Genomic DNA, 23,594 nt, shown 5'->3' with positions numbered 1-23,594 from the left:
TTATCCGGTCCCGTTCGCGGGACTCGTGTCAGCGGACCACTTTCGGTCCGCGCTTTTCCAGAAATGCGCGCAGGCGTTCCTTCGCTTCCGGGTCGGAGGAAGCAACGGACGAAATCATCGCCTCGACCACATAGCCGCCGGCCGTGTCGAATTCCGCAATGCGCGGCATGACCTGCGTGATCGCGAAATTGGTGAGCGGCGCATTGTTTGCGATGCGTTTCGCAAGCTCGACGCCTTTCGCGAGGCCCTCGCCGTTCGCCACCAGATAATTTGAGATGCCGATCTGCTGGCCGTCTTCCGCGTTGAACACTCGCCCCGTCAGCATCATGTCCATCGTCTTCGCGGTGCCGATCAGACGCGGAATACGCACCGAACCGCCGCCGCCAACGAAGATGCCGCGGCTTCCTTCCGGTAACGCGTAGAACGCGGAGGGCTCGGCGACGCGGACATGCGTCGAGCAGGCAAGCTCCAGCCCGCCGCCGACGACCGCGCCATGCAGAACGGAAACCACCGGTACCGGTCCGAACTCGATCCGCTCGAACGCGTGATGCCACATCCGCGAATGATGAAAACCGGAAGTGAAATTGGTTTCCGTGAGATCGGACAGATCGAGACCCGCGGAGAAATGTTCTCCGTCACCGTGGATCACGACCGCCTTCACACTGGCGGGCACGTTCTCGAAGAAGTGCTGAAGGCCGCGGACAATATCCTCGTTCAATGCGTTGCGTTTCTCTGCGCGCGAGAGTTTGAGGATCGCGATCTCGCCATCAAGCGAGACACGCAACGAATTCGGCAAAGCGTTTAACGCAGCGGGTAGAGCGGCATTGCTCATGGGATCGAAGTCCGGTGAATTAGTTATGAACTATAACATTATTTTTCTGTATGGGAAGGTCTGCAGAAGCCCTTGAGAATCATCTGGTTTCTCTGCTGCACGACGCATTTCAGTCGGGCTACTCCTCTCTCAATCACTATCCGCAATGAACGATGCTGCCGTGGCACCGGAATGTTGGCCTCACACCCCAGGGTGCCGTTCTAAAATGAAACGCATGCAGCACGTGTAGCATGCGACTCACTCGCAAGCAGCGCGAGGTAATAGAGGCACTCTATCGGAATCGTCAGAGTCGATTTCCGGTTAGCGCGTGCAGCGGGGAAATTCGCGCAGCGCATCAACGAATCTCTGGAATAATGTATGCATTATTTATTGTAAGTAGCTCTCCCTTCGGATTAGCGTAAGCGATCAAAACCGGCGCAAGATCGGTTCGTTAATCACTGGGAGGACGGAATGATCCAATCAAAAAACAAATCGCTTGCGTTGGCTCTCGCGCTGCTCGGCGCGACGGCGTTCGCAGGTTCGCCGGCGAACGCGCAATGGAAGCCCGATCGTCCGGTCGAAATCATCGTACCGGCAGGCACTGGCGGCGGCGCCGATCAGATGGCACGCGCCATTCAGGGCATCGTCGCCAAGCACAAGCTGATGGAACAGCCGCTTGTCGTCGTGAACAAGGCCGGCGGTGCCGGCGGCGAAGGCTTCCTTGACGTGAAGGGATCGAGCGGCAATCCGCACAAGCTCATCATCACGCTCTCGAACCTGTTCACTACCCCGCTCGCCACTGACATTCCTTTCAACTGGAAGGATCTGACCCCGGTAGCCATGCTCGCGCTCGACGAGTTCGTGCTCTGGGTCAACGCCGAGAAGCCGTACAAGAACGTGAAGGAATTCATCGAGGCCGCAAAGAAGGGCGGCTTCAAGATGGCCGGCACCGGCTCGCGGCAGGAAGACCAGATCATCACGGTTGCCGTCGAAAAGGCGGCGGGCGTGAAGTTCACCTACGTTCCGTATCGCGGCGGCGGCGAAGTTGCCGTGCAGCTCGTCGGCAACCATGCCGATGCTACCGTGAACAACCCGATCGAGGCGGTCGCGCACTGGCGCGGCGGCAAGCTGCGTCCGCTCTGCGTGTTCGACTCCAAGCCGCTCGCTTACGATACCAAGATCGCCGGCGATGCAGCGTGGAACAGCATTCCGACCTGCAAGTCGCAGGGTCTGGACGTCGAATACCTGATGCTGCGCGGCTTCTTCATGCCGGCAGGCGTCACCGCCGATCAGGTCAAGTTCTACGTCGATCTGTTCCGCAAGGTTCGCGAGACCCCGGAATGGAAGGAACTGATGGCGCAAGGCGCTTTCAACCAGACCTTCATGACCGGCGACGAGTTCAAGACCTGGGTCGAGAAGGAACATCAACGTCACTATGAGTTGATGAAAGCCGCAGGCTTCCTCGCCAACAAGAGCTAACGATCCTCCCGCCGGCGGCAGACAAAGCCGCCGGCGTTTTCTTGTCTTTTTCCTCAAAAAATCAGGTAGACGTCATGAGTGGCGATCACAATGCCGCAAAAAGCGGCCCTTCACAGCGCACGTTCGAGATCGCGATCGCGCTTTTCTTCGCGCTGTTCGGCGCCATCATCGTCGCCGGTGCGGTGAAAGCGGGAATTACCTGGGGTTTCGACGGTCCGCGCGCCGGGTTCTTTCCCTTCCTGATGGGTGTGCTCGTTCTCATCGGAGCAGGCGTGACGCTACTCCTGATTCTCAAAGACAAAAGCGATCTCGGTATTTTCTCGGAATGGGGACATATCGCGCAAGTCGCCTCGGTGGCGCTGCCGACACTCGCCTACATCATCACCATTTACTTGATCGGCATCTACATCGCTTCGGCGCTGCTGATCGCTTACTTCATGATCGTGCTGAGCGGCTACAAGCCGTTGTTTACCGCGGTCATCGCGATCTCGATGCCGGTCATCATCTACTTCGTATTCCAGAAGTGGTTCCTGATCGCCCTGCCCGACGGCCTGTTCGGCGAGCAGATCGTCCGCTCCGTTACCCGCCTGTTCGGCTACTGACCCTAAACCCGCGCAAATCGAGTTCTCGTCATGGAAGAAATCGCCAATCTGTTCAACGGCTTCGCAACGGTGCTGGTGCCGTTCAACATTCTGCTGATGGTGATCGGCATCGTGCTCGGCATCATCATCGGCATTTTGCCGGGTCTTGGCGGCGCCAACGGCGTCGCGATCCTTCTGCCGCTCACCTTCTCGCTCGGCCAGACACCGGCGGGACAAGTCTCCGCAATCATCCTGCTCTCCTGCATATATTGGGGAGCGCTGTTCGGGGGCGCGATTACATCCATTCTCTTTAATATTCCCGGCGAACCGTGGTCGGTCGCGACCACGTTCGACGGCTATCCGATGGCGCAGCAGGGCCGCGCCGGCGAAGCACTCACCGCAGCCTTCACCTCGTCGTTCGTCGGCGCGCTGTTCGCGATCATCCTGATCACGCTGCTGGCGCCACTGGTCGCCGGATTTGCGCTCAGATTTGGCGCGGCAGAAAAATTCGCCGTCTACTTCCTCGCTTTTGCGAGTTTCATCGGCCTCTCGAAGGAGCCGCCGTTCAAGACGCTTACCGCGATGGCGGTCGGCTTCGCACTCGGTACCATCGGCAACGACCAGATCACCGGCGGCCTGCGGCTGACTTTCGGAATTACCGAGCTGATCCCCGGCTTCGACTTCCTGATCGCGGTGATCGGCCTGTTCGGCATCGGCGAAATCCTCCTGACCATGGAGGAAGGGCTGAGCTTCAAGGGCCGCGAAGCCAAGATCAACGCAAAGGTCGTGGTCCAGACCTGGAAGGAACTCGGCAAATACTGGTGGCTCTCGCTGCGCTCCTGCATCATCGGCGTCTGGATGGGCATTACGCCCGCCGGTGCAACGCCTGCTTCGTTCATGAGCTACGGCATCGCCAAACGCATGTCGAAGCGCGGCAAGAACTTCGGCAACGGCGAAATCGAAGGCGTGGTCGCGCCGGAAACCGCAGCCCACGCAGCTGGCACCGCAGCGCTGCTGCCGATGCTCGCGCTCGGCGTGCCGGGTTCGCCGACCGCGGCCGTGTTGCTCGGCGGTCTCCTGATCTGGGGCCTGCAACCGGGGCCGATGCTGTTCGTCGAACAGAAAGAGTTCGTCTGGGGCCTGATCGCTTCGATGTATCTTGGCAACGTCGTCGGCCTGATCATCGTGCTGACTTGCGTGCCGTTGCTCGCGGCGATCCTGCGTATTCCGTTCGGCATCATCGCGCCCATCATCCTGATGTTCTGCGCAATCGGCGCCTATACGGTGCGTAACAGCTTCTTCGACGTGATCATGATGCTGGCCTTCGGCATCCTCGGTTACGTGATGAAGAAGACACAGTATCCGCTGGCGCCACTGGTGCTCGCACTCGTACTCGGCGACCGCGCGGAAGAAGCGTTCCGTCAGGCGCTTATTTCTTCCGGCGGCGGCCTTGGCATCTTTTTCGCCAACTGGCTGGTCAGCTCGATCATGCTGCTCGGCTTCATCGCCCTGTTCTGGGGCCTCATCTCGGCCGGCATCGCGAAATTGCGGGGCGCGCGTCCCGCGACCGCCGCGTAATTGCGAAAGAAACGGGGAAGGCACTCGCCTTCCCCGTAATTATGTATTACAGTAAAGGCTTCATGCAGTTAGCATGAAGGTCAGGGCATGAGTGATACGCCGATACTGCGCAATGCCGACGCTTCGCCGCGCATCGTGGCCGAGCCGCTCGAAGGCACCGCAACCTTCAAAGACCGCGCCTACAACGCACTGAAAGAAGTGCTGCTCTCGCTCGACATTTACGATCGTCCCGGCGAAATCCGCCTCGACGAGCGCGCGCTGGCGCTGCAATTCGGAATCAGCCGCACGCCCGTGCGCGAAGCGATGGCGCAGCTTGAGCGCGAAGGTTTCGTGCGCTCGGTGCCACGCCGCGGCATCTACATCGTCCGCAAGACCAAAAAAGAAGTCGTCGAACTGATCGAGGCCTGGGCTGCGCTGGAAAGCATGGCGGCTCGTCTCATCACCGAGAACGCGACCGACAAGGACATTTCCCAGCTCCGCGAACTATTCGCCAAGTTCGAGAACGGCAAACTGCATGTGAAGCTGGACGAGTATTCCGAGGCGAACGTCCAGTTTCATCAGACCATCATCGCGATGAGCAAGAACGAGGTGCTGATCCGCCTCGCCGAAAACCTGTTCACGCATATGCGCATGATCCGCCGCAAGACGATCACTGAAAAGAACCGCGCCGACCGCTCGATCCACGACCATCTGGTCATCATCGAAGCGATCGAGGCGCGCGATACCGACCGCGCTGAAGCGCTGGTGCGTCAGCATGCGCTCGGCCTCGCCGATCACGTTGCGAAGAACGCAAACTATCTCGACTAAGAAAAAGGTTTCTGGAGGACAAAATGGCAGAAGCGGCACTCAAACAAGCCGGCCCGGAAGAAGAACTGACCGATGGCTTCAATCTCCTGATCGATGCGCTCAAGCTGAACGGCCTGAACACGATCTACGGCGTGCCGGGCATTCCGATCACGGACTTCGGCCGCATGGCGCAGGCCGCGGGCATTCGCGTGCTTTCGTTCCGCCACGAACAGAACGCGGGCTACGCCGCCTCGATCGCGGGCTGGCTTACCAAGAAGCCGGGCATCTGCCTCACCGTTTCCGCGCCGGGCTTCCTGAACGGCCTCACCGCGCTGGCTCACGCCACCACGAACTGCTTCCCGATGATCCTGATTTCCGGTTCATCCGAGCGCGAGATCGTCGACCTCCAGCAGGGCGACTACGAAGAAATGGACCAGCTCGCCGTGGCCAAAACCATGTGCAAGGCGGCCTATCGCGTGCTGCACGCACAGGACATCGGCATCGGCCTCGCCCGTGCGATCCGCTCGGCAGTATCGGGTCGTCCCGGTGGCGTCTATCTCGACCTGCCGGCCAAGCTGTTCGGTCAGGTCATGGGCGCGGAAGCCGGCAAGAAGTCGCTGGTGAAGGTGATCGACGCGGCGCCCGCGCAGATTCCTGCGCCGGATGCGATCAAGCGCGCGCTCGACGTGATCAAGGGCGCGAAGAAGCCGCTCATTATTCTTGGCAAGGGCGCTGCCTACGCGCAGGCCGATGAAGCCATCAAGAACTTCGTCGAAAAGAGCGGCATTCCGTTCCTGCCGATGTCGATGGCGAAAGGTCTCCTGCCCGACACCCATCCGCAATGCGCGGGCGCGGCGCGTTCTCTCGTCCTGAAAGACTCGGACGTCGTGATCATGATGGGCGCACGCCTCAACTGGCTGCTCTCGCACGGCAAAGGCAAGAACTGGGGCGACGCGCCAAAGAAGTTCGTGCAGCTCGACATCGAACCGCGCGAAATGGACTCCAACGTCGAAATCGTCGCTCCGGTCGTCGGCGACATTGGCTCCAGCGTGGACGCACTGCTCGCGGCTATGGGCAACAGCTTCCCGAAGGCGAACAGCGACTGGATGGCGACCGTTGCCAAGAAGCGCGACGAGAACGTCGCCAAGATGGCGCCGAAGCTCATGAACAACAACGTGCCGATGGATTACCACGGCGCGCTCGGTGTCATTAAGAACGTGATCAAGGAGCGCCCGGACACGATGTTCGTGAACGAAGGCGCGAACACGCTCGACCTCGCCCGCGGCATCGTCGACATCTACAAGCCGCGCAAGCGCATCGACGTCGGCACCTGGGGCATCATGGGTATCGGCATGGGCTATTCGATCGCAGCCGCGATCGAAACCGGCCACAAGGTACTCGCGGTCGAAGGCGACTCGGCGTTCGGCTTCTCCGGTATGGAGGTCGAAACGATTGCCCGCTACAAGCTCCCGGTCTGTGTCGTCATCTTCAACAACGACGGCATCTATCGCGGTACCGATGTGAATACTGCGAGCAGCGATCCTGCCACCACGGTATTCGTGAAGGGCGCGCGCTACGACAAAATGATGGAAGCGTTTGGCGGTGTCGGCGTAAACGCCACCTCTCCCGACGAACTCCGTCAGGCGATCAATGCCGCCCTCGACAGCGGCAAGCCAACCCTCATCAACGCGGTGATCGATCCGGCGGCGGGCAGCGAGTCCGGCCGCATCGGCAATCTCAACCCGCAAAGCGCACTCAAGAAAAAGTAATTCGAGCGAGAACAATCATGGCAAAAGCGAAGAAGAAATCGAAACTCAAGGCAGTGAAGGCAAAGAAGCCCGCGGCAAAGAAGACGGCCGCGAAGAAGGCGAACGGCCTGCCCTCGCCTTCGAAGAAGCCGTTCGGCCAGGCGGGACTCGCGCTCGACGGCGTGCGCATTCTCGACTTCACCCACGTCCAGTCCGGCCCGACTTGCACGCAATTGCTCGCATGGTTCGGTGCGGACGTGATCAAGGTCGAGCGTCCGGGCGTCGGCGACATCACGCGCGGCCAGCTGGTCGACGTGAAGGGCGCGGACTCGCTCTACTTCACGATGCTCAACCACAACAAGCGCTCGATCACGATCGACTCCAAGCACAAGAAGGGCAAGGAGATCCTCGATCGCCTCATTAAAGAGTGCGACGTGCTGGTCGAAAACTTTGCGCCGGGTGCCTTGGACCGCATGGGCCTGACCTGGGAGCACATCCACAAGCTAAACCCGCGCATGATCGTGGCGTCGGTGAAGGGCTTCGGCCCCGGCCCCTACGAAGACTGCAAGGTTTACGAGAACGTCGCGCAGTGCACCGGCGGCTCGGCCTCGACTACCGGCTTCCGCGACGGCCCGCCGCTCGTCACCGGTGCGCAGATCGGCGACTCGGGCACCGGTCTGCACCTCGCGCTCGGAATCGTGACCGCGCTCTACCAGCGCATCCGCACCGGCCGCGGCCAGCGCGTGCTCTGCGCCATGCAGGACGGCGTGCTCAATCTCGCCCGCGTGAAGCTGCGCGACCAGCAGCGCCTGAAGCACGGTCCGCTCACCGAGTACTCGCAATATGGAGAAGGCGTTCCGTTCGGCGACGCCGTGCCGCGCGCGGGCAACGATTCCGGCGGCGGCCAGCCGGGCCGAATCCTGAAGTGCAAGGGCGCACCGCAAGACCCGAACGCCTACATCTACTTCATTACGCAGGCGCCGGTCTGGGAAGCGATCTGCGACGTGATCGGCGAGCCGACCTGGAAGACCGATCCGGAGTTCTCGACGCCGAAGGCGCGGCTGCCGAAGCTCAACGCGATCTTCGCGCGCATCGAGCAATGGACCATGACCAAGACCAAGTTCGAGGCCATGGACATTCTCAACAAGTACGACATTCCGTGCGGCCCGATCCTTTCGATGAAGGAGCTTGCGGAAGACCAGTCGCTCCGCAAGACCGGCACCGTCGTCGAAGTCGATCATCCAAAGCGCGGCAAGTACCTCTCGGTCGGCAACCCGATCAAGCTTTCGGACTCGATCTCGAAGGTGAAACGCTCGCCGCTGCTCGGCGAACACACCGACGAAATCCTGAAAGACGTGCTGCGCTACTCGGCCAAGGAGATCGCCGACATCAAGGTGTCCGGGGCGATCACGGCGCCGGAGAAAAAAGAGAAAGCGGCTTAAGAGAAAATCACCCCGCCCCATCAACGGGGCGGGGTTTTTAAGAACAATTTTCGTGGGGAGATCGGACGATGCGTATCGTCGTGCATGGCCAGCAGGCCTTCGGCAAAGCCGTACTCGAAGCGCTCATCAAGCGCGGTGAAAATATTGTCGGCGTCTATGTCGCGCCGGAAAAGGAAGGCCAGAAAGCGGACCCGCTCAAGGAAGCCGCGCTGGCCGCGAACCTCCCGGTGTTTCAGCCGGATTCCTACAAGAAGCCGGAAGTGTGGGAGCAGTTCAAATCGCTCAAGCCCGATCTTCAGGTGATGGCTTTCGTCACGCTGTTCGTGCCGGAAGAATTCCTCAACATCCCGACCCACGGTTCCATCCAGTATCACCCCTCGCTCCTGCCTGCGTATCGCGGCGCGTCGGCAATCAACTGGCCAATCATCAAGGGCGAAAAGGAAACCGGGCTTTCGATCTTCTGGCCGGATAACGGCTTGGATACCGGCGATATTCTCATCCAGAAGAAGACGCCGATCTCCGACAAGGACACGCTCGGCACCGTCTATTTCGACCGACTGTTTCCGATGGGCGTCGATGCGATGCTGGAGTCGGTCGATCTCGTGAAAGCCGGCAAGGCGCCGCGCGTACCCCAAGATCATTCGAAGGCGACCTACGAAGGCCTTTGCCGCGCGGACAACGCGCATATCGACTTCGGCAAGCCGTGGGAACAGATCGACCGCCTGATCCGCGGCTGCAATCCTGCGCCGGCCGCATGGGCCACGATCAACGGCGTGAAGCTCAAAATTCTCGAAGCCACTCCCATTCCGGCGCGCGATCCGAAAGGCATCGGCGGCAAGCTTGGTGAAGTGGTGCTGGTCGAGAGCGACGGCATCACCGTCGTTTGCGCCGACGGCCGTTTCAAGCTGACCCGCGTGCAGGCCGATGGGCCGAAAGTGGGCGCAGGCGAATGGGCCGCTGCAGCAAAAATCGAAAAAGGCGCCCGCTTCTCCTAATTCAATCCCGATTCAAAACCTTTCAGTCACGGACAAAGTCCCATGCCCGCTTCCCAACACCAGAACCCGAAATCGGATATCGAAATCGCCCAGGCCGCGAAGATGCGGCCGATCACCGACATCGCCAAGGAGCGTCTCGGCATCGATGCCAAGAACCTCGAACCCTATGGCCATTACAAGGCCAAGGTGTCGATGGACTACATCAAGTCGCTGAGCGGCAAGAAAGACGGCAAGCTCATTCTCGTCACCGCGATCTCCCCGACGCCTGCCGGCGAAGGCAAGACCACGACGACGGTCGGCCTCACCGATGCGCTCAATCACATCGGCAAGAAAGCCATGTGCGCGCTGCGCGAGCCTTCGCTCGGTCCCTGCTTCGGCGTGAAGGGTGGCGCGGCAGGCGGCGGCTATGCGCAAGTCGTGCCGATGGAGGACATCAACCTCCACTTCACCGGCGACTTCCACGCGATCACGTCCGCGCACAATCTGCTCTCGGCGCTGATCGACAACCATATTTACTGGGGTAACACCACCGGCATGGATTCCCGCCGCGTCGCATGGCGCCGCGTGCTGGATATGAACGATCGCGCGCTGCGCGAAATTGTGTGCTCGCTCGGCGGTGTCGCCAACGGATACCCGCGCGAAGCGGGCTTCGACATCACGGTCGCCTCCGAAGTCATGGCGATCTTCTGTCTCGCCAAAGACCTCGACGACCTGAAAACGCGCCTCGGCAATATCATCGTGGGCTACACCCGCGACCGTAAACCGATCCGCGCCAGCGAGATGAAGGCCCACGGCGCAATGACGGCGCTGTTGAAAGACGCGATTGCGCCGAACCTCGTGCAGACGCTGGAAGGTACGCCCGCTTTCATTCACGGCGGACCGTTCGCGAACATCGCACATGGCTGCAACTCGGTGTCGGCGACAACCTCCGCGCTGAAGCTCGCCGACTATGTCGTCACCGAAGCCGGCTTTGGCGCAGACCTCGGTGCCGAGAAGTTCCTCGACATCAAGTGCCGCAAGGCGGGCCTGAAGCCCGATTGCGTGGTGATCGTCGCAACCATCCGCGCGCTCAAGATGCATGGCGGCGTCAAGAAAGAAGACCTCAAGAAAGAGAGCCTTTCTGCGCTCGACGCCGGCATGTCGAACCTCCAGCGCCACATCGAGAACATCAAGAAATTCGGCCTGCCTGCCGTGGTCTCGATCAACCGCTTCTCGGCGGATACCGACGCTGAGATCGCGCTGGTGAAGGAGAAGTGCAAGGCGCTCGGCGTCGAAGCGCTGATGGCCGATCACTGGGCCGAGGGTGGTGCCGGTGCAGCCGACGTCGCCAAGGCCGTCGTGAAGATTTGCGACGAAGGCAAGGCGAACCTGAAGCTGCTCTATCCCGACGAAATGCCGCTGTTCGACAAGATCCGCACCATCGCCAAAGAAATCTATCGCGCGGACGACGCCACCGCCGACAAGTCGGTGAAGGATCAGCTCAAGACCTGGGAAGAAATGGGCTTCGGCAAACTGCCGGTCTGCATCGCGAAGACGCAGTATTCGTTCTCGACGAACCCCGATGCGAAGGGCGCGCCCACCGGCTTCAACATTCCGGTACGCGAAGTCCGGCTCTCCGCGGGCGCCGAGTTCATTGTCGCGATCTGCGGTGAGATCATGACCATGCCGGGCCTGCCGAAAGTGCCGTCGGCGGACTCGATCGACGTCAACGCCGAAGGCAAGATCGTCGGCCTGTTCTAAAACTAATTCCGTCCAAGACTGCGAAGCCGCCCTTCGGGGCGGCTTCTTTTTTTATGCGATGATTTATTCGATCGTTATCTCGACGCGGCGGTTTCTCGCCTCGCGGATATTCGGGCCGGTTTTGACCAGCGGCTGCGAGATACCGTTACTTAGCGCATTGAAGCGCACCTTCACGAGCGGCGGTTGCCGCAGGAAGTATGTCAGTACGGCGTTCGCGCGCGTCAGGCCGAGCATGTCCGGACGCGCTTCCGCGGTATCGCAGTTACCTGCGATGGTAACGCGAGCGCTCGGCAGGATTTTTCTGGCGATGGTGTCGGCCAGTTCGCGGGCGGACGCAGTCATTTCCGCGCTCTGGAAATCCATGAAGATATTGAAGGTTTCGGGCTGCAAACGTGCCAACGCAACGACGGGAGAGGAAAACGCAAAGACCGATACGGCTTGCAACACACGCCGGCGATTCAGAACAAGGTTCATCGTTCCCTCCAGCTTTGTAAGACTTCCGTTCAATTTCCGATTTCGGTCTGCTTTCTTGTTTCGGCTTCGAGCTGACTTCCGATTCTCTTCGCTTCCGCGACCAGCGCTGCCGTCAGCGGCGTCATCGGCTCGCGCAGCGGCACGATGAGACCGATGGTATGCACCGCTTCCGGCTCGATGATCGGAATGGCGCGGATGGTTTCGGTCAGGCCGAGCGTCTCGGCGAGCTTCTCCGGCATGACGCTGGCCCACTGCCCGCTGCGGACGTGCGCGAACAGCACGATCATGGAATTCGATTCCAGCATCGGCTTTGGATCGCCTCCCGCGGTGCGCAGTAACTGCTCGATGATGCGCCGGTTCTGCATGTCGGGCGTGAGCAGGCACAGCGGCACTCGCGCAACCTCTGCCCAGGACACTTCCTTACGGTTGCCGAGCGGAGAACTTGAGGATGTCAGCAGGCAGTAGCGCTCGCGATAGAGCGGCACCGTGTTGACGCGGCCGAGCGGCTCGTTGTCCAGATAGGTAACGCCGGCATCGACCTCGAGATTCTCCAGCGCGGTAAGAATCTGGATCGAGGTCATCGAAAAGATCGTGAACCGCACTTCCGGGTGCCGCGCGCGATAAGGCGTGGTCAACGCGGAAACCATCGCCAGTGCGGTCGGGATCGCGGCGATGCGCAGTTGCCCGGCAAGGCCGGATTTCAGCGCACGCATTTCCTCGTGCAGGGTTCGCGTGTCGGCGAGGATGCGGCGCGCCCAATCGAGGGTGCGCTCGCCCTCCGCCGTGAAGCCGATGAAGCGGGAGCCGCGCTGCACGAGCAGCACGCCGAGTTGCGCCTCGAGCTGCTTGATCCCGGCGGAGAGGGTCGGCTGGGTCACGCCACAGGCATCGGCGGCACGTCCGAAATGCCGCTCGCGCGCCAGCGCCATCAGGTATTCCAGCTTATCAATCAAGCGCTTACTCTCCCGAAAGCGAGCCTAGCGCATCAATAGATATTATCAATCATTCTGCTTCGCGAAGACTATGTGCAGCGCGAAGTGTATTCCGCAAAGCAAAAGGCCCCGCGCTTTCGCGCGGAGCCTTTCCAATTCAGAGGCGGAAGCTGTTGCTTACCACCACCAGCCGTGCGCGTGCTTATGCTTCAGAACGTACTTGCCGTTCTTGCAGCCTGCGCCGCGGAAAACGGCATGGAAGCCGGTGCACGGCGTGGTGACCGAGTGGATCACCGCAGCAGTCGCGACGCCAGCAACGAAGCCGCCGGTGACAGCGCCGGCAGTGGTCGCGCCGAGGCCGGTGCCGGCCGCAGTCGAGCCGAACCAGGTGTTGTGGAGGCCGATGCCAACCACGGTGCCGACAACGACGCCCGCGACGAGCGGGAATTTGTTGTGCTTGTGACGCTTGTGCTTGGCGTCGGCGGCAGTCATGCCGGACGCGACCAGCGCCACAACGGCGGTGAGAACAAGAAGAACCTTGCGCATTTCATCTCTCCTAATTTGCACAATGGCGCACGCGCAGATTTCTGCCGGACGCGCCTTATGCGTTCCAGAAAACGAACCAGTTATGGGCGCTGATGTAGCGGCCCCCCGCATCGGGCGCCACTAAGACTCTGATTCGCACTTAATGCAAACGAAAAACGCAGAATGAGAAATCCTTAAGCACACGGCTGCGTGATCGCCAGGCAAGGACGATTTCCGGACGGATTAACGTAAATAGTAATGTGAAAATACGAAACGGCCCCGCAAGTTTGCGGGGCCGTTGTTCTTATGGGCGGTCGAAAGCCGGCCGGTTTAACGATAGCCGACGTACTGACCGTTACGGCAACCGGAGCCACCGAACAGTGCATGGAAGCCAGTGCACGGCGTTGCAACCGCATGAATTACGGCCGCCGTTCCGACACCCGCAATGAAGCCGCCGGTGATCGCACCCGCCGTCGTCGCGCCGAGCGCAGTACCTGCCGCCGTAGTGCCGAACCAGCCGTCATAAAGACCGATACCAACCGCGGTACCCACAGCCGCGCCTGCGAGCGGCGCCCAGTGACCGTGATTATGATGATGCGTACGCCAGTGATCTGCGTTCGCAGCGGTGACCGGGAGTGCCATCGCCGCAGCGGTGGCGAGAGCGAGAATCGTCTTGCGCATGATGATCTCCAATTCAGTCGTGTTTCATCCTGCCCCGACGCAGCAACGCGCCACGCGCAATGCCGTTCCAGCCTGCGCTGAATCGCGCAGTCGTCACATGCAAGGTGATGATGTGCAGAAATTTTGGCGAATGGAACTGCGGTAACACGCCGTTACGGCATGTTGCGTTCGTGTGTACGCAGCTTCAGCGCGCGTTACGAACGGAATCCGCGAGCAGATCGAGATTGTTTTTTACGTAGGGGTTGTGCGGATCTTTTGCTTTCGCCGCGAGCAGCTTCTCGCGTGCGCGCTTGTAGTCGCCGCGCAGAATATAAGAGTAACCGTGGTTGCTCAGCACTTCCGGCGTCGGGCCGAGAATCGCCTGCGCCTGTCCGTATGCGCGATCGGCGAGATCGAAACGGCGAAGACGATCGTAGGACGCGGCAAGACCGAGCCATGCTTCGGCGTTGCGCGGATTGGCTTCCACCGCGCGGCGGAAATGGCGCTCTGCAAGGCCGTAATTCTGTTCGCGGTAATGTTTCTTGCCGAGCAACAGGTCATCCGCAGCATTGTTGCCTGGCAAGGCTTCGCCGCCGGGACCGTTGTTCGCGGCGTTATTCCATACCGGGGATTTTTCCGGCGGGGTCAGCGGTTGCTGATCGACGAAGGCCTGCGGTGCGGGCGGCTGATCCCACGACGCGGCTTTCGGCTCCTCATTGCCGAACACATCAAGCGAGCCTCCGGTCTTGCAGCCGGAAAGCAGCAAGAGGCCGAAGCCCGCGATCAGCAATGTTCGTGTAGCGGCCTTACGCATCGGTACGCTCCGGGTACCGCGGGGCCGATTGTGGCTGCCGGCCGGGAAACCCAACTACAGTGTCCCCGGACATACCCACCCGTATTGAGCCTACGAAGCGCCCGTAAATAATCCCTTGGAAATAGTGGTAAACGAATCCTTGCGATTCAGAACGGGCCATACTTCACCCGGACATAGGCCGGCAGCATCGTCACGATGACGAGCACCGGGAAGATGCACAGCACCAGCGGCACCGAGAGCTTGGCGGGCAAGCTGTATGCCTTCTCTTCCGCCAGCGAGAGACGCTTGTGGCGCATGTCATCGGAATAGACGCGCAACGCATCGGTCAGACTGGAGCCGAGTTCGGCGGATTGCTGGAGCAGCGTCGCGAAGGCGCGCGCTTCCTCAAGGCCGAGGCGTTCGGCCAGATGTTCGAGTGCTTCGCCGAGGGTGCGGCCGGCACGGATTTCGAGGGTCGCCATGTGTACGTTCGCACTGAGCGACGGATACGAGTCGGATAGTTCGCGCCCGACGCGATCCAGCGACGCTTCCATGCTGAGGCCCGCGTCTGCGCAAACGACCAGAAGGTCCATGAAATCGGGGAAGCCCGCGCGATGCTCGGTCTGGCTCGTGGCAATGCGGCGTCCGAGATAAAGGCTCGGCGTCATATAGCCCATCATCCCGGCGCACATCACCAGCATCCAGAACCAGCTACTGGTGAGGTCGGGCAACAGGTTCGGCACGACCGGCATCGCAGCCGCGGCAAAACCAATGGCAAGCACCGTGCGCGCGATAAAGAAGAAGCCCGGTGCGCGCGGATCGAGAATACCCGCCTCGATCAGACGGCGGCGCAATACTTTCATGTTGCCGTCGTCGGCCGCGGCGTAGTGCTTGGTCGTGTATTCGATCAGCTTCTGCGCGGCGGTGATGCTGGCGAAGCGAAGCGAGCGCTTGTTGGCGGCATCATTCTGACGGCCGGGAATATCGACCACGATTGCTGCGGCGCGTCGCTTCAATTCGGCGCGGTTGCGGATCACCGACATGATGCCGAGCGCCAGCGCGGTGGCGGCGAAGAAAATAAGCGCGCTCACCACGGTTGCGGGGCTGGACCAGAGTGCTGCGAGCTTGTCGGAGAACGCCTGCATCGCATCAGATCCGGAAGTTCACGAGCCGGTACATGACGTAATTGCCGGCCGCCATCCACGCGGCAGCGCAGCCAAGCACGATCTTGGTGACTTCGACGTGCCAGATCTTGCCGTAGAAGTCCGGCGTCATGCTTTGCAGGATCGCGAACATCGCAATCGGCAGGCCGGAGAGAATGATCGCCGAGAACTTTCCTTCCGCCGCGAGCGCTTTCACCTTGCGCCGCATCTTGAAGCGCAGGCGGATGATGGCTGACAGGTTGCCGAGAATTTCACTCAGGTTGCCGCCGGTCGAACCCTGAATCGCAACCGCGGTCACGAACAGCGGCAGGTCGTCCTGACCCACGCGGAAATAGAGATTGCGCATGGCCGTCTCCAGATCGGCGCCGTAGGTCACTTCATCGGACACCATGCCGAACTCGGAACCGATGGGATCGGGCATCTCCCGCGCAACCATCGAGATCGCGACCGGCACCGGATGACCGGCCTTGAGGCTTCGCACGATGATATCGATGGCATCGGGGAACTGCGCACCGAATGCCTTGTGACGGCGATTGCGCTTCGAACGCAGCACCATCATCGGCAATATGAACCCGGCGAAGCCTGCGGCAAGAATTGCCTGCAACAGGCTTTCGCGAAAGAACCAGACACCGCCGAAAGTAGCGACGCTCAGCACCGCACAAATAACGATGAAACGGCCGACCGTGATGCGCGCGCCCGATTGCAGCACCAGCCGGTTCAGCGAGATCAGTCCGCTCGCATAGGCGCCGTGCGCGCTCAACGAGCGCTCGCGGCGCAACTGCACCAGAATATGCTCGCGGTTCGGCTGATGCTTCATCAGGCTGAGCCGCCGGTTCAGATGGCTGCGATACGAAGCCTTGTTATAGAAGAACAGATAGATCGCTTCCGCGAACACGATCGCGGAAACCGCCGCCAAAAAATAGAAGAGATGAATCTGGTCGAGTTCGAACGGCATGGCGGTCAGAGCGGTTGCGCCGGATCGAAGTAAATGCCGGGAATGTTGATGCCGCGCGCGACCAGATCGGCGAGAAAGCGCGGACGCACGCCGGTCGCGCGAAACTCGCCTTCCACCGTGCCATCGGCCGCGGTGCCGGTACGCTTGTACTGGAAGATTTCCTGCATCTGCAGGATGTCGCCCTCCATGCCGGTGATTTCCGCGATGCTCGTGACTTTACGCTTGCCGTCGGAGAGGCGCTGCAACTGCACGATCATGCGCACGGCAGATGCAATCTGACCGCGGATACTCGCAATCGTCATCGGCATTCCGGCCATGCCAATCATCTGCTCGAGACGCGAGATCGCTTCGCGCGGTGCGTTGGCGTGGATCGTCGCCATCGAGCCTTCATGGCCGGTGTTCATCGCCTGCAACATGTCGAAGGCTTCCTCGCCGCGGCACTCGCCGAGGATGATGCGGTCGGGACGCATACGCAGCGCGTTCTTCACCAGTTCGCGCTGCCGGATTTCGCCTTTGCCTTCGATATTCGGCGGGCGTGTTTCCATGCGGCCGACGTGCGGCTGCTGAAGCTGCAATTCGGCGGCGTCTTCGATGGTGACGAGGCGTTCCTTCTCCGAGATGAACGCGGAAAGCGCATTCAGCATCGTAGTCTTGCCGGAACCGGTACCGCCGGAGATGAGCAGCGTCACGCGCGCCTTCACGGCGGCCGCGAGCACTTCGGCCATCTGCGGCCGGATCGCGCCGATGTCGATCAGCTTGTTCAGGTTGAACGGCTTCTTGGAGAACTTACGGATCGAGACCAGCGGGCCGTCCACCGCAATCGGGCGGATTGCGACGTTGACGCGCGAGCCGTCTAGCAGGCGCGCGTCGCAAAGCGGATGCGATTCATCCACGCGGCGGCCGACCGCGGACACGATCTTGTTCACGATGCGCAGGAGATGCGGCTCATCCTTGAAGCGGACCGGCGTCGATTCCAGCATGCCCATGCGCTCGACGAAAACACATTCCGGCCCGTTGATGAGAATGTCGTTGATGGTCGGATCTTTCAGGAGCGGCTCGATGGGACCGAGGCCGGTCATCTCGTCGATGATCTCGCTCACAAATTCATCAAGCTCGTGCGCGTTGAGCGCGATACGTTCCGCCTTCGTGAACTGCGAAACCATATTGTAAACCTGCCGACGGACTTCCTCCTCCGGCAGCTTCTCCATGGCTGAGAGATTGAACTCCTCGATCACCTTGCGATGGAGGCGCACTTTCGCGTCGAGCATCTTGCTGGTCAGCAGAAGATTCTGTGCACCGGCTGGCTCGGGTTCCGGCGTGTTCGCGAGATTCTCGAGAAGCGAAGGCACCAGCGGCGTGTGTTCCGCCACTGTCTCAGGCGCAGGATTGGAAGCGGCGACAGCACTGCGGGAAGTGAAACGGCCCAGCATCAGCGTCACCCTGCCCGCGCGAACAGACGTTTCAGGCCGCCTGTCTCACTTTTTGCCGCTGCGTGCGGCATGATGAGCTTGCGCAGCGCCATCGTGACGTTGTTGCCGGGTTTCACTTCCTCCAGCGGCACGCCACGGTCGATAGCCTCGCGCACGATGCGGAAATTGTTCGGCAGCGTTCCCGCGAAGGATTTTCCGAGCGCGGACTCGATATCGCCGTGCTTCAGGCCGGGCACGAACATGCGCTGCTCGAAGCGATTCACGATGACTTGCGGATTGCAGTTCTCGCCATGGCGCTCGCTGATCGCCGAGACGAGCTTTTTCGCGTGGCGCAGGCCGGGGATCGTCATTTCGCTGACGATGAACAACTTGTTCGAGCCGAGCAGCACGCTGTCGGTCCACGAAAACCATGTGCGCGGCATGTCGATCACGACGTAGCGAAAATTAGCGGAAACGAGATCGAGCAGGCGCGTCACCATCACCGGGTCGAACGAGCGCATTTCTGCAGGACGGTGCGGCGCGGCGATCACCGAAAGGCCCGATGAATGGCGCGTCAGCATGACTTCGAGGAGATGCCGGTCGAGGCGCTCCGGGCGCGGCTCGATTTCGCTGAGGTCTAGGCGCGGCTCCAGATCGAGATAGTCGGCGACTGCGCCGTGCTGGAAATCGAGATCGACCAGACAGGTCGACGAACCGCGCTTGGAAGTTCCCTGCAACAACAGCGCAGACTGAATCGCAATCGAGGTCACGCCGACGCCGCCGGCAGCCGGAAGGAACGTGAAAATCTCCGCCTCTGCGACCGGCTCGCCAGGCGGCGGCGCTTTCGCCGCACGTGCGCAAGCGCGAACCAGTTCGATCGGCGCGACCGGCTTCACCAGAAAATCCGCGACCCTGATCTGTAGAAGACGGCGCGCGACGTTCTCGTCGAAGAATTCGGTGACAACTACCATCGGCGCGATGCCGGGCCGCGTCGTGAGCTGCGCAAGCTCGGCGATCTGGTCATCCTTGCTGGCGTCGAGATCGACGACGACGACCGCCGCAGCATTCAGCGCGGCATCAGGCGCGCCGGAAATGCCGGTATCGAACTGGTCGAGAGCGATTTGCGGATGCGTCGCGAATGTATCGACGACCATCTGCCGGAAATCGGCATCGGTCGAAATCAGCACGACATTCGTCGCGGAATCCGGTTTCTTGTTGTTCGCGTTCATTGCCCGTCCGGCACCCCTTGGAACCGCAAACAGAATAGCGATTGCGCCTTTCGGCCGAATAAAAATGCGGGCATCAATTGAATAGAAATTGAACGATCGCTTTCACCGAAACAAAACTGCCGGCGCATGGCGGCGCCGGCAGAGAACCGTTTACGCAGATTGCTTTCTGTTACTGCTGAACCGCGGGACCGTTGTTGGTCGGCGCGACTTCAACCGAGCTGGTGCCAAGACCGCGCGGCTGGATGACTTTGCCCTGACGGTAACGCTCGATTGCCTTCTGCGATACTTCGCCGTTGGTATGGATGGTGCGGTTCGCGGCCTCGCGCGGCCACAAGTCGATGGTCTGCACTGCGATGTTGTTCGCGTTTGCGTCGCCCGCGGAGAGATGAACGCTGTCGCGGCGATCATAGTAAAAGTCGGAACACGCCGCGAGACAGAGCGAAAGCACGGCGCCGAGCGCGACCTGCTTCATGCAGCTTGTCGAGTTACTGCGCGCCATTGGGCACCTCCGGCAAATCGAGCATGTGGCCGACCTGAGGACGCTGCGCCACCGGGCCATACATCTTGCGGATGTCGGCGGGCGTTACTTCCATGCGGCCGTTGACGAAAAGATCGTTGTCGTTCGGCGGCACGGTTGCCTCAAGCGGCGTGCGCAGCCGGTCGCCGGGGCGCGCGGGCTGCACCAGCCGCGGCGTCACGATGATGACGAGATCGGTTTCTTTCTTTTGATACTGCGCGCTGCGAAACAGCGTACCCAGCACCGGAACGTCGGCAATCCAGGGAAGCTGTGCGGCGGCGGTCGTCGTATTCGATTGCAGCAGACCCGCGATGGCGAAGCTCTGGCCGTCGCGCAATTCGATGGTCGTGGTGGCGCGGCGCACGATGATGCTCGGGATCGAAACGTTGCCGACCTGCACCGTGTTGGTGGGATCGAGCTGGCTGACTTCCGGCTCGATCTTCAGGTTGATCAGGCCGCCGGAAAGCACGGTCGGCGTGAAGGCAAGGCCAACGCCGAACTTCTTGAACTGAATCGTGATCTGGTTGTTCTGCGCCGCGACCGGGAACGGAAACTCGCCGCCCGCGAGGAAGCTTGCGGTATCGCCGGATAACGCGACGAGGTTCGGTTCGGCCAGACGGCGCGCAACGCCGCGATCTTCGAGCGCCTGGATCATCGCGTCGACGCGCACGCCCTTGTTCAGCAACGTGCCGATTGCGACGCCGAACGGCGTGCTGCCCGAAAGCAAACCGGCAGTGCCCGCGGTCGCCGCGATATTGTTGCCGACCACATCCCAGCGCACGCCGAGTTCGCGGCCTGCGTTGCGCGAGGCTTCGACAAAGCGCACTTCCAGCATCACCTGCTGCGGCGCTGCCACGCTCATCGAATTGATCACGTCAGGGCTGAACTGCTTGGCGAAGGTCATGATGCGGTCGAGCATGATGCCGTCGGTGACCAGACCAGCCAGCAGGATGCGGCCGTTCACGGTCGAGACGCGGACCTTCGCTTCGGGGAACTGGGCGCGGATGGCGGCCGCGATCTGCTGCGTATCGTGCGAAACCTCGATGTCGAACACGCCGACCAGCACTTTGCCCTCGCCGTAAACCGAAATACGGGTGAGGCCGATCTTGCGGCCCAGCACCGAGAGCGTGCGGTCGGTGAGCGGCATGACGTCGGCAACTTCAGGGTCGCCGACCACGATGTCGAGGAAAGAAGTGTTGGTGCGAATGTTCTCGGACTTGCCGACCGGAACGCGCACTTGCGACGTCTTGTGACCGGGATGGAATTTCACGCGCTGCATTTGCGCCTGCGCGCTGCCTGCGGAAACGGCCGCGAGCGGGCTGGCGCCCGCAATCGCCGTTGCCAGCAGCGAGACCAGCACGCGGCGGAAATTACGGGCGAAACGCCCGTTGATCCTGTCACTCATGTAAGCCCCCGTAATCCGCAAGCCAGCCCGGCTTACTGGATGACTCCCTGGTTGACTGCGCTGTTGGTCAGCGGCTGCTGTTCGGCAGGCACGCTGTAGTTTTCTTTTTTATTTCCGCGCATGACCGAAATGGTCGAGAAGCCGCTGTTCTTCGTGTCTTTCTTTTTCTGCTGCTTGTTCAGGTCGTCGAGCGTGATCTGCCGGGTCGGATCTACCGCTAGATCGCCGGCCTTGCGCAACGCGAGCGAAAGCGTGCCGCTCGAACCCGCGAGGACGAGCTTCTGCCCGTCAACCGTATCGACTTCGAGCGTTACCGCCTTCACCACCGCGGGCTTGTCCACGCGGTCGTCGGCGATCTGGTCGATAGCGAGAACCTTCACGTTCTGGAGCACGATGTCGGAGCTGCCGTTGCCGCCGCGCTCGCCGATACGGGTGAGCATCACGTCGACGCGGTCGCCGGGAAGCACGAAGCCCGCGACGCCCTCGATATCGCTGACGCGCAGCGTTACCGCCTTCATGCCCGGCGTCAGCACCGCCGATAGCGTGGCGCGCTGACCCGCGCCGGTGATCTTGGTGGCGAGGATCGGTTCGTTCGGCGCAATCGCAAGCAACACGGTGCGCTTGCCTTGTCCGAGCAGCGCTTCGACGGATGCGAAAGCGCCATCCGGAATCGCGGCGTCCGGCCACGGCACTTCGCGCAAATTCTGGCGGGAGAGTTCGACGCCGAAACGTAGCGGTGCATCGGCGACGACAATGGTGCGCGTCTTGACGACTTGCGGAGCCGGCATGTTCTTGATGCGCGCGTCGTTCTGGCTGTTCAGCCAGGACTGCGCGACGAACACCGCCAACGCGCCGAACACGACGGCTACCACGATCATGAGCAACGCGCTGATCCGCAAGACGTTCTACTCCGCGAACAAAGTCTGTCCCTGTTCGCTAATAGAAGCTCGACCGCAGTGTGGAATCCGTGAAGGAAATCGGTGCAATTGCTTTATGATGAAGCGCGCATGAAACCATATCGTTGTCGGTTTCTTACTCGTGTACGGAATGCCGCGAATGCACGCGAATCCGTTCATGCGCGATTTGCAATTCGTTCAGGCTGATTGCATTTGAAGTTAGGGACGCGCCCTGCTGTTTCTTTGTTATCGCTGAACGGAGCGGAATACCGGCGGCGTCATCGGCGCGCCGCCTTGCCCATGCATGCACGCATCCGGAGTTCCATTAACCAAACCTGCCGAAACCGCGGGCAATATGGTGAACAATGTATTAAGGTGATCGTCAGTTGTTCGGCGGCGGACACCAAGAATGCGGCTATCTCTGCCCTTATTCGGGCCGGGAAGGCTCTGGCACCTCGTTTGCCTGCTACCGGACTTGGTCAGTGCGTAACGGAGCTCGCGCAGCATGAGCCTTCCGAAGTACACCTTGATTTCGAACCCGTGGTTCGTCCCGCCAGAGAATTACGGCGAGGCATACCGCGCGCCGGTTCCCGCCAGTTTTCCGAACCAGCACTTTTCGGAACTCGACGTCGAATTCGACAATTCGACGCGGGCCTGCTGGTGCTACATGAAACCCAAGGGGCGGCCCAGTTACACGCGCGGCATGCTGCGCGACCTCGACTCGCTCCAGCAGGCGATCAAGAAAGCCTGCGCCGACGCGCGGCCTGGCGAAACGCCGGTGCAGTATTTCGTGCTCGGCTCGCGGATTCCCGGCATCTTCAACCTCGGCGGCGACCTGAACTCGCTGGCCCGCTTCATCCGTACCCGCGACCGGCACGCGCTGATGAGTTACGCGCGCGCCTGCATCGACGTGCTTCATAATAATGCGATCGGGCTGGATATTCCGGTGATGACGGTCGCGCTGGTGCAGGGCGATGCGCTCGGCGGCGGCTTCGAATCCGCGCTGGCGTGCGACTTCATCGTCGCCGAACGGCACGCAAAATTCGGATTTCCCGAAATCCTGTTCAACCTGTTCCCCGGCATGGGCGCCTATAGTCTGCTCAGCCGCAGGCTGGACGCCGCACGCGCCGAGCAGATGATCCTCAGCGGACGCGTTTACGACGCGGAAGAGCTACACGCGATGGGGCTGATCAACATTCTCGCCGAACCGGGCGAAGGCGAAACCGTGTTGCGGGACTATCTCGCCAATCGTGGGCGGCGCTTCACTTCGCAATGCGCAGTCTATCAGGCGCGGCGCAAGACGCATCCCCTGCCCTACGAGGAGTTGCGCGACATCGCGGAGATCTGGGTCGAGACGGCGCTACAACTGAAGGAAATCGACCTGCGCAAGATGGAGCGGCTGGTCGCGGCACAGGACAAACGCCGCGCGGCGGGCGGCTCGTTGCGCCCGGTCAGTTCGTAGCAGCAGCGAGGCGG

The 23,594-nt window shown here is 61.1% G+C and carries 22 protein-coding genes; 9 read left to right on the top strand and 13 right to left on the bottom strand.

Annotation, left to right across the window (positions count from 1 at the left end; translation table 11 throughout):
- Positions 1–28: 28 nt before the first annotated feature.
- A complete protein-coding gene (locus tag KF794_00470) occupies positions 29–832 on the bottom strand; it encodes a crotonase/enoyl-CoA hydratase family protein (GenBank protein ID QYK45231.1) in 804 nt (267 codons plus the stop codon).
- Between the two features lie 450 nt (positions 833–1,282).
- Between KF794_00470 and KF794_00465 the strand changes: the two genes are divergently transcribed.
- The 8 genes from KF794_00465 (at position 1,283) to KF794_00430 (ending at position 11,160) form a co-directional block, all read left to right on the top strand.
- Positions 1,283–2,290: a tripartite tricarboxylate transporter substrate binding protein gene (locus tag KF794_00465; protein QYK45230.1), complete on the top strand. Its 1,008-nt coding sequence runs from the start codon at positions 1,283–1,285 to the stop codon at positions 2,288–2,290.
- 74 nt (positions 2,291–2,364) lie between these two features.
- Positions 2,365–2,892 carry a tripartite tricarboxylate transporter TctB family protein gene (locus KF794_00460; GenBank protein ID QYK45229.1) on the top strand — a complete coding sequence of 176 codons (528 nt, stop codon included), beginning with the start codon at positions 2,365–2,367 and terminating at the stop codon, positions 2,890–2,892.
- A 30-nt stretch (positions 2,893–2,922) separates the two neighbouring features.
- The gene (locus KF794_00455; protein ID QYK45228.1) at positions 2,923–4,449 is read left to right on the top strand and encodes a tripartite tricarboxylate transporter permease; all 1,527 of its coding nucleotides are present in this window, start codon (positions 2,923–2,925) and stop codon (positions 4,447–4,449) included.
- Positions 4,450–4,536: 87 nt separating this feature from the next.
- Complete coding sequence (locus KF794_00450) at positions 4,537–5,256, top strand: GntR family transcriptional regulator (GenBank protein QYK45227.1); 720 nt, start codon at positions 4,537–4,539, stop codon at positions 5,254–5,256.
- A gap of 23 nt (positions 5,257–5,279) precedes the next feature.
- Positions 5,280–7,004, top strand: a complete 1,725-nt coding sequence (gene oxc / locus KF794_00445; GenBank protein QYK45226.1) for an oxalyl-CoA decarboxylase — start codon at positions 5,280–5,282, stop codon at positions 7,002–7,004.
- 17 nt (positions 7,005–7,021) lie between these two features.
- Positions 7,022–8,425, top strand: coding sequence for a formyl-CoA transferase (gene frc / locus KF794_00440; GenBank protein ID QYK45225.1), 1,404 nt, complete (start codon positions 7,022–7,024; stop codon positions 8,423–8,425).
- Between the two features lie 68 nt (positions 8,426–8,493).
- A complete protein-coding gene (locus tag KF794_00435) occupies positions 8,494–9,420 on the top strand; it encodes a methionyl-tRNA formyltransferase (GenBank protein ID QYK45224.1) in 927 nt (308 codons plus the stop codon).
- Between the two features lie 42 nt (positions 9,421–9,462).
- Positions 9,463–11,160, top strand: coding sequence for a formate--tetrahydrofolate ligase (locus tag KF794_00430; GenBank protein QYK45223.1), 1,698 nt, complete (start codon positions 9,463–9,465; stop codon positions 11,158–11,160).
- A 63-nt stretch (positions 11,161–11,223) separates the two neighbouring features.
- On the opposite strand, the gene KF794_00425 is transcribed toward KF794_00430, so the two are convergent.
- The 12 genes from KF794_00425 to cpaB all read right to left on the bottom strand — a co-directional run bounded on the left by KF794_00425 (position 11,224) and on the right by cpaB (position 22,100).
- Positions 11,224–11,634 carry an OmpA family protein gene (locus KF794_00425; GenBank protein ID QYK45222.1) on the bottom strand — a complete coding sequence of 137 codons (411 nt, stop codon included), beginning with the start codon at positions 11,632–11,634 and terminating at the stop codon, positions 11,224–11,226.
- A gap of 29 nt (positions 11,635–11,663) precedes the next feature.
- Complete coding sequence (locus KF794_00420) at positions 11,664–12,587, bottom strand: LysR family transcriptional regulator (protein QYK45221.1); 924 nt, start codon at positions 12,585–12,587, stop codon at positions 11,664–11,666.
- A gap of 156 nt (positions 12,588–12,743) precedes the next feature.
- Positions 12,744–13,112, bottom strand: a complete 369-nt coding sequence (locus tag KF794_00415; protein ID QYK45220.1) for a hypothetical protein — start codon at positions 13,110–13,112, stop codon at positions 12,744–12,746.
- 309 nt (positions 13,113–13,421) lie between these two features.
- A complete protein-coding gene (locus KF794_00410; GenBank protein ID QYK45219.1) occupies positions 13,422–13,772 on the bottom strand; it encodes a hypothetical protein in 351 nt (116 codons plus the stop codon).
- Positions 13,773–13,956: 184 nt separating this feature from the next.
- Positions 13,957–14,565, bottom strand: a complete 609-nt coding sequence (locus KF794_00405) for a tetratricopeptide repeat protein (protein ID QYK45218.1) — start codon at positions 14,563–14,565, stop codon at positions 13,957–13,959.
- A 146-nt stretch (positions 14,566–14,711) separates the two neighbouring features.
- On the bottom strand, positions 14,712–15,689 hold the full coding sequence (locus KF794_00400) for a type II secretion system F family protein (GenBank protein ID QYK45217.1): 978 nt from the start codon (positions 15,687–15,689) through the stop codon (positions 14,712–14,714).
- Positions 15,690–15,693: 4 nt separating this feature from the next.
- Positions 15,694–16,662: a type II secretion system F family protein gene (locus tag KF794_00395; GenBank protein QYK45216.1), complete on the bottom strand. Its 969-nt coding sequence runs from the start codon at positions 16,660–16,662 to the stop codon at positions 15,694–15,696.
- Between the two features lie 5 nt (positions 16,663–16,667).
- Positions 16,668–18,092 carry a CpaF family protein gene (locus KF794_00390; GenBank protein QYK45215.1) on the bottom strand — a complete coding sequence of 475 codons (1,425 nt, stop codon included), beginning with the start codon at positions 18,090–18,092 and terminating at the stop codon, positions 16,668–16,670.
- A 5-nt stretch (positions 18,093–18,097) separates the two neighbouring features.
- Positions 18,098–19,300 (bottom strand): response regulator receiver protein, encoded by a 1,203-nt coding sequence (locus KF794_00385; protein QYK45214.1) that lies wholly within the window; start codon positions 19,298–19,300, stop codon positions 18,098–18,100.
- A 169-nt stretch (positions 19,301–19,469) separates the two neighbouring features.
- On the bottom strand, positions 19,470–19,799 hold the full coding sequence (locus KF794_00380; protein ID QYK45213.1) for a hypothetical protein: 330 nt from the start codon (positions 19,797–19,799) through the stop codon (positions 19,470–19,472).
- A complete protein-coding gene (locus tag KF794_00375) occupies positions 19,786–21,222 on the bottom strand; it encodes a type II and III secretion system protein family protein (protein QYK45212.1) in 1,437 nt (478 codons plus the stop codon). Before KF794_00375 ends, KF794_00380 begins: the two co-directional genes overlap by 14 nt.
- A gap of 32 nt (positions 21,223–21,254) precedes the next feature.
- Positions 21,255–22,100 (bottom strand): Flp pilus assembly protein CpaB, encoded by an 846-nt coding sequence (gene cpaB / locus KF794_00370; protein QYK45211.1) that lies wholly within the window; start codon positions 22,098–22,100, stop codon positions 21,255–21,257.
- Between the two features lie 523 nt (positions 22,101–22,623).
- Between cpaB and KF794_00365 the strand changes: the two genes are divergently transcribed.
- The gene (locus KF794_00365; protein QYK45210.1) at positions 22,624–23,580 is read left to right on the top strand and encodes a crotonase/enoyl-CoA hydratase family protein; all 957 of its coding nucleotides are present in this window, start codon (positions 22,624–22,626) and stop codon (positions 23,578–23,580) included.
- Positions 23,581–23,594 lie beyond the last annotated feature (14 nt).

It is taken from the genome of Xanthobacteraceae bacterium, assembly GCA_019454205.1.
GTDB lineage: Bacteria > Pseudomonadota > Alphaproteobacteria > Rhizobiales > Xanthobacteraceae.
This window is presented reverse-complemented; position numbering and strand designations above follow the sequence as displayed.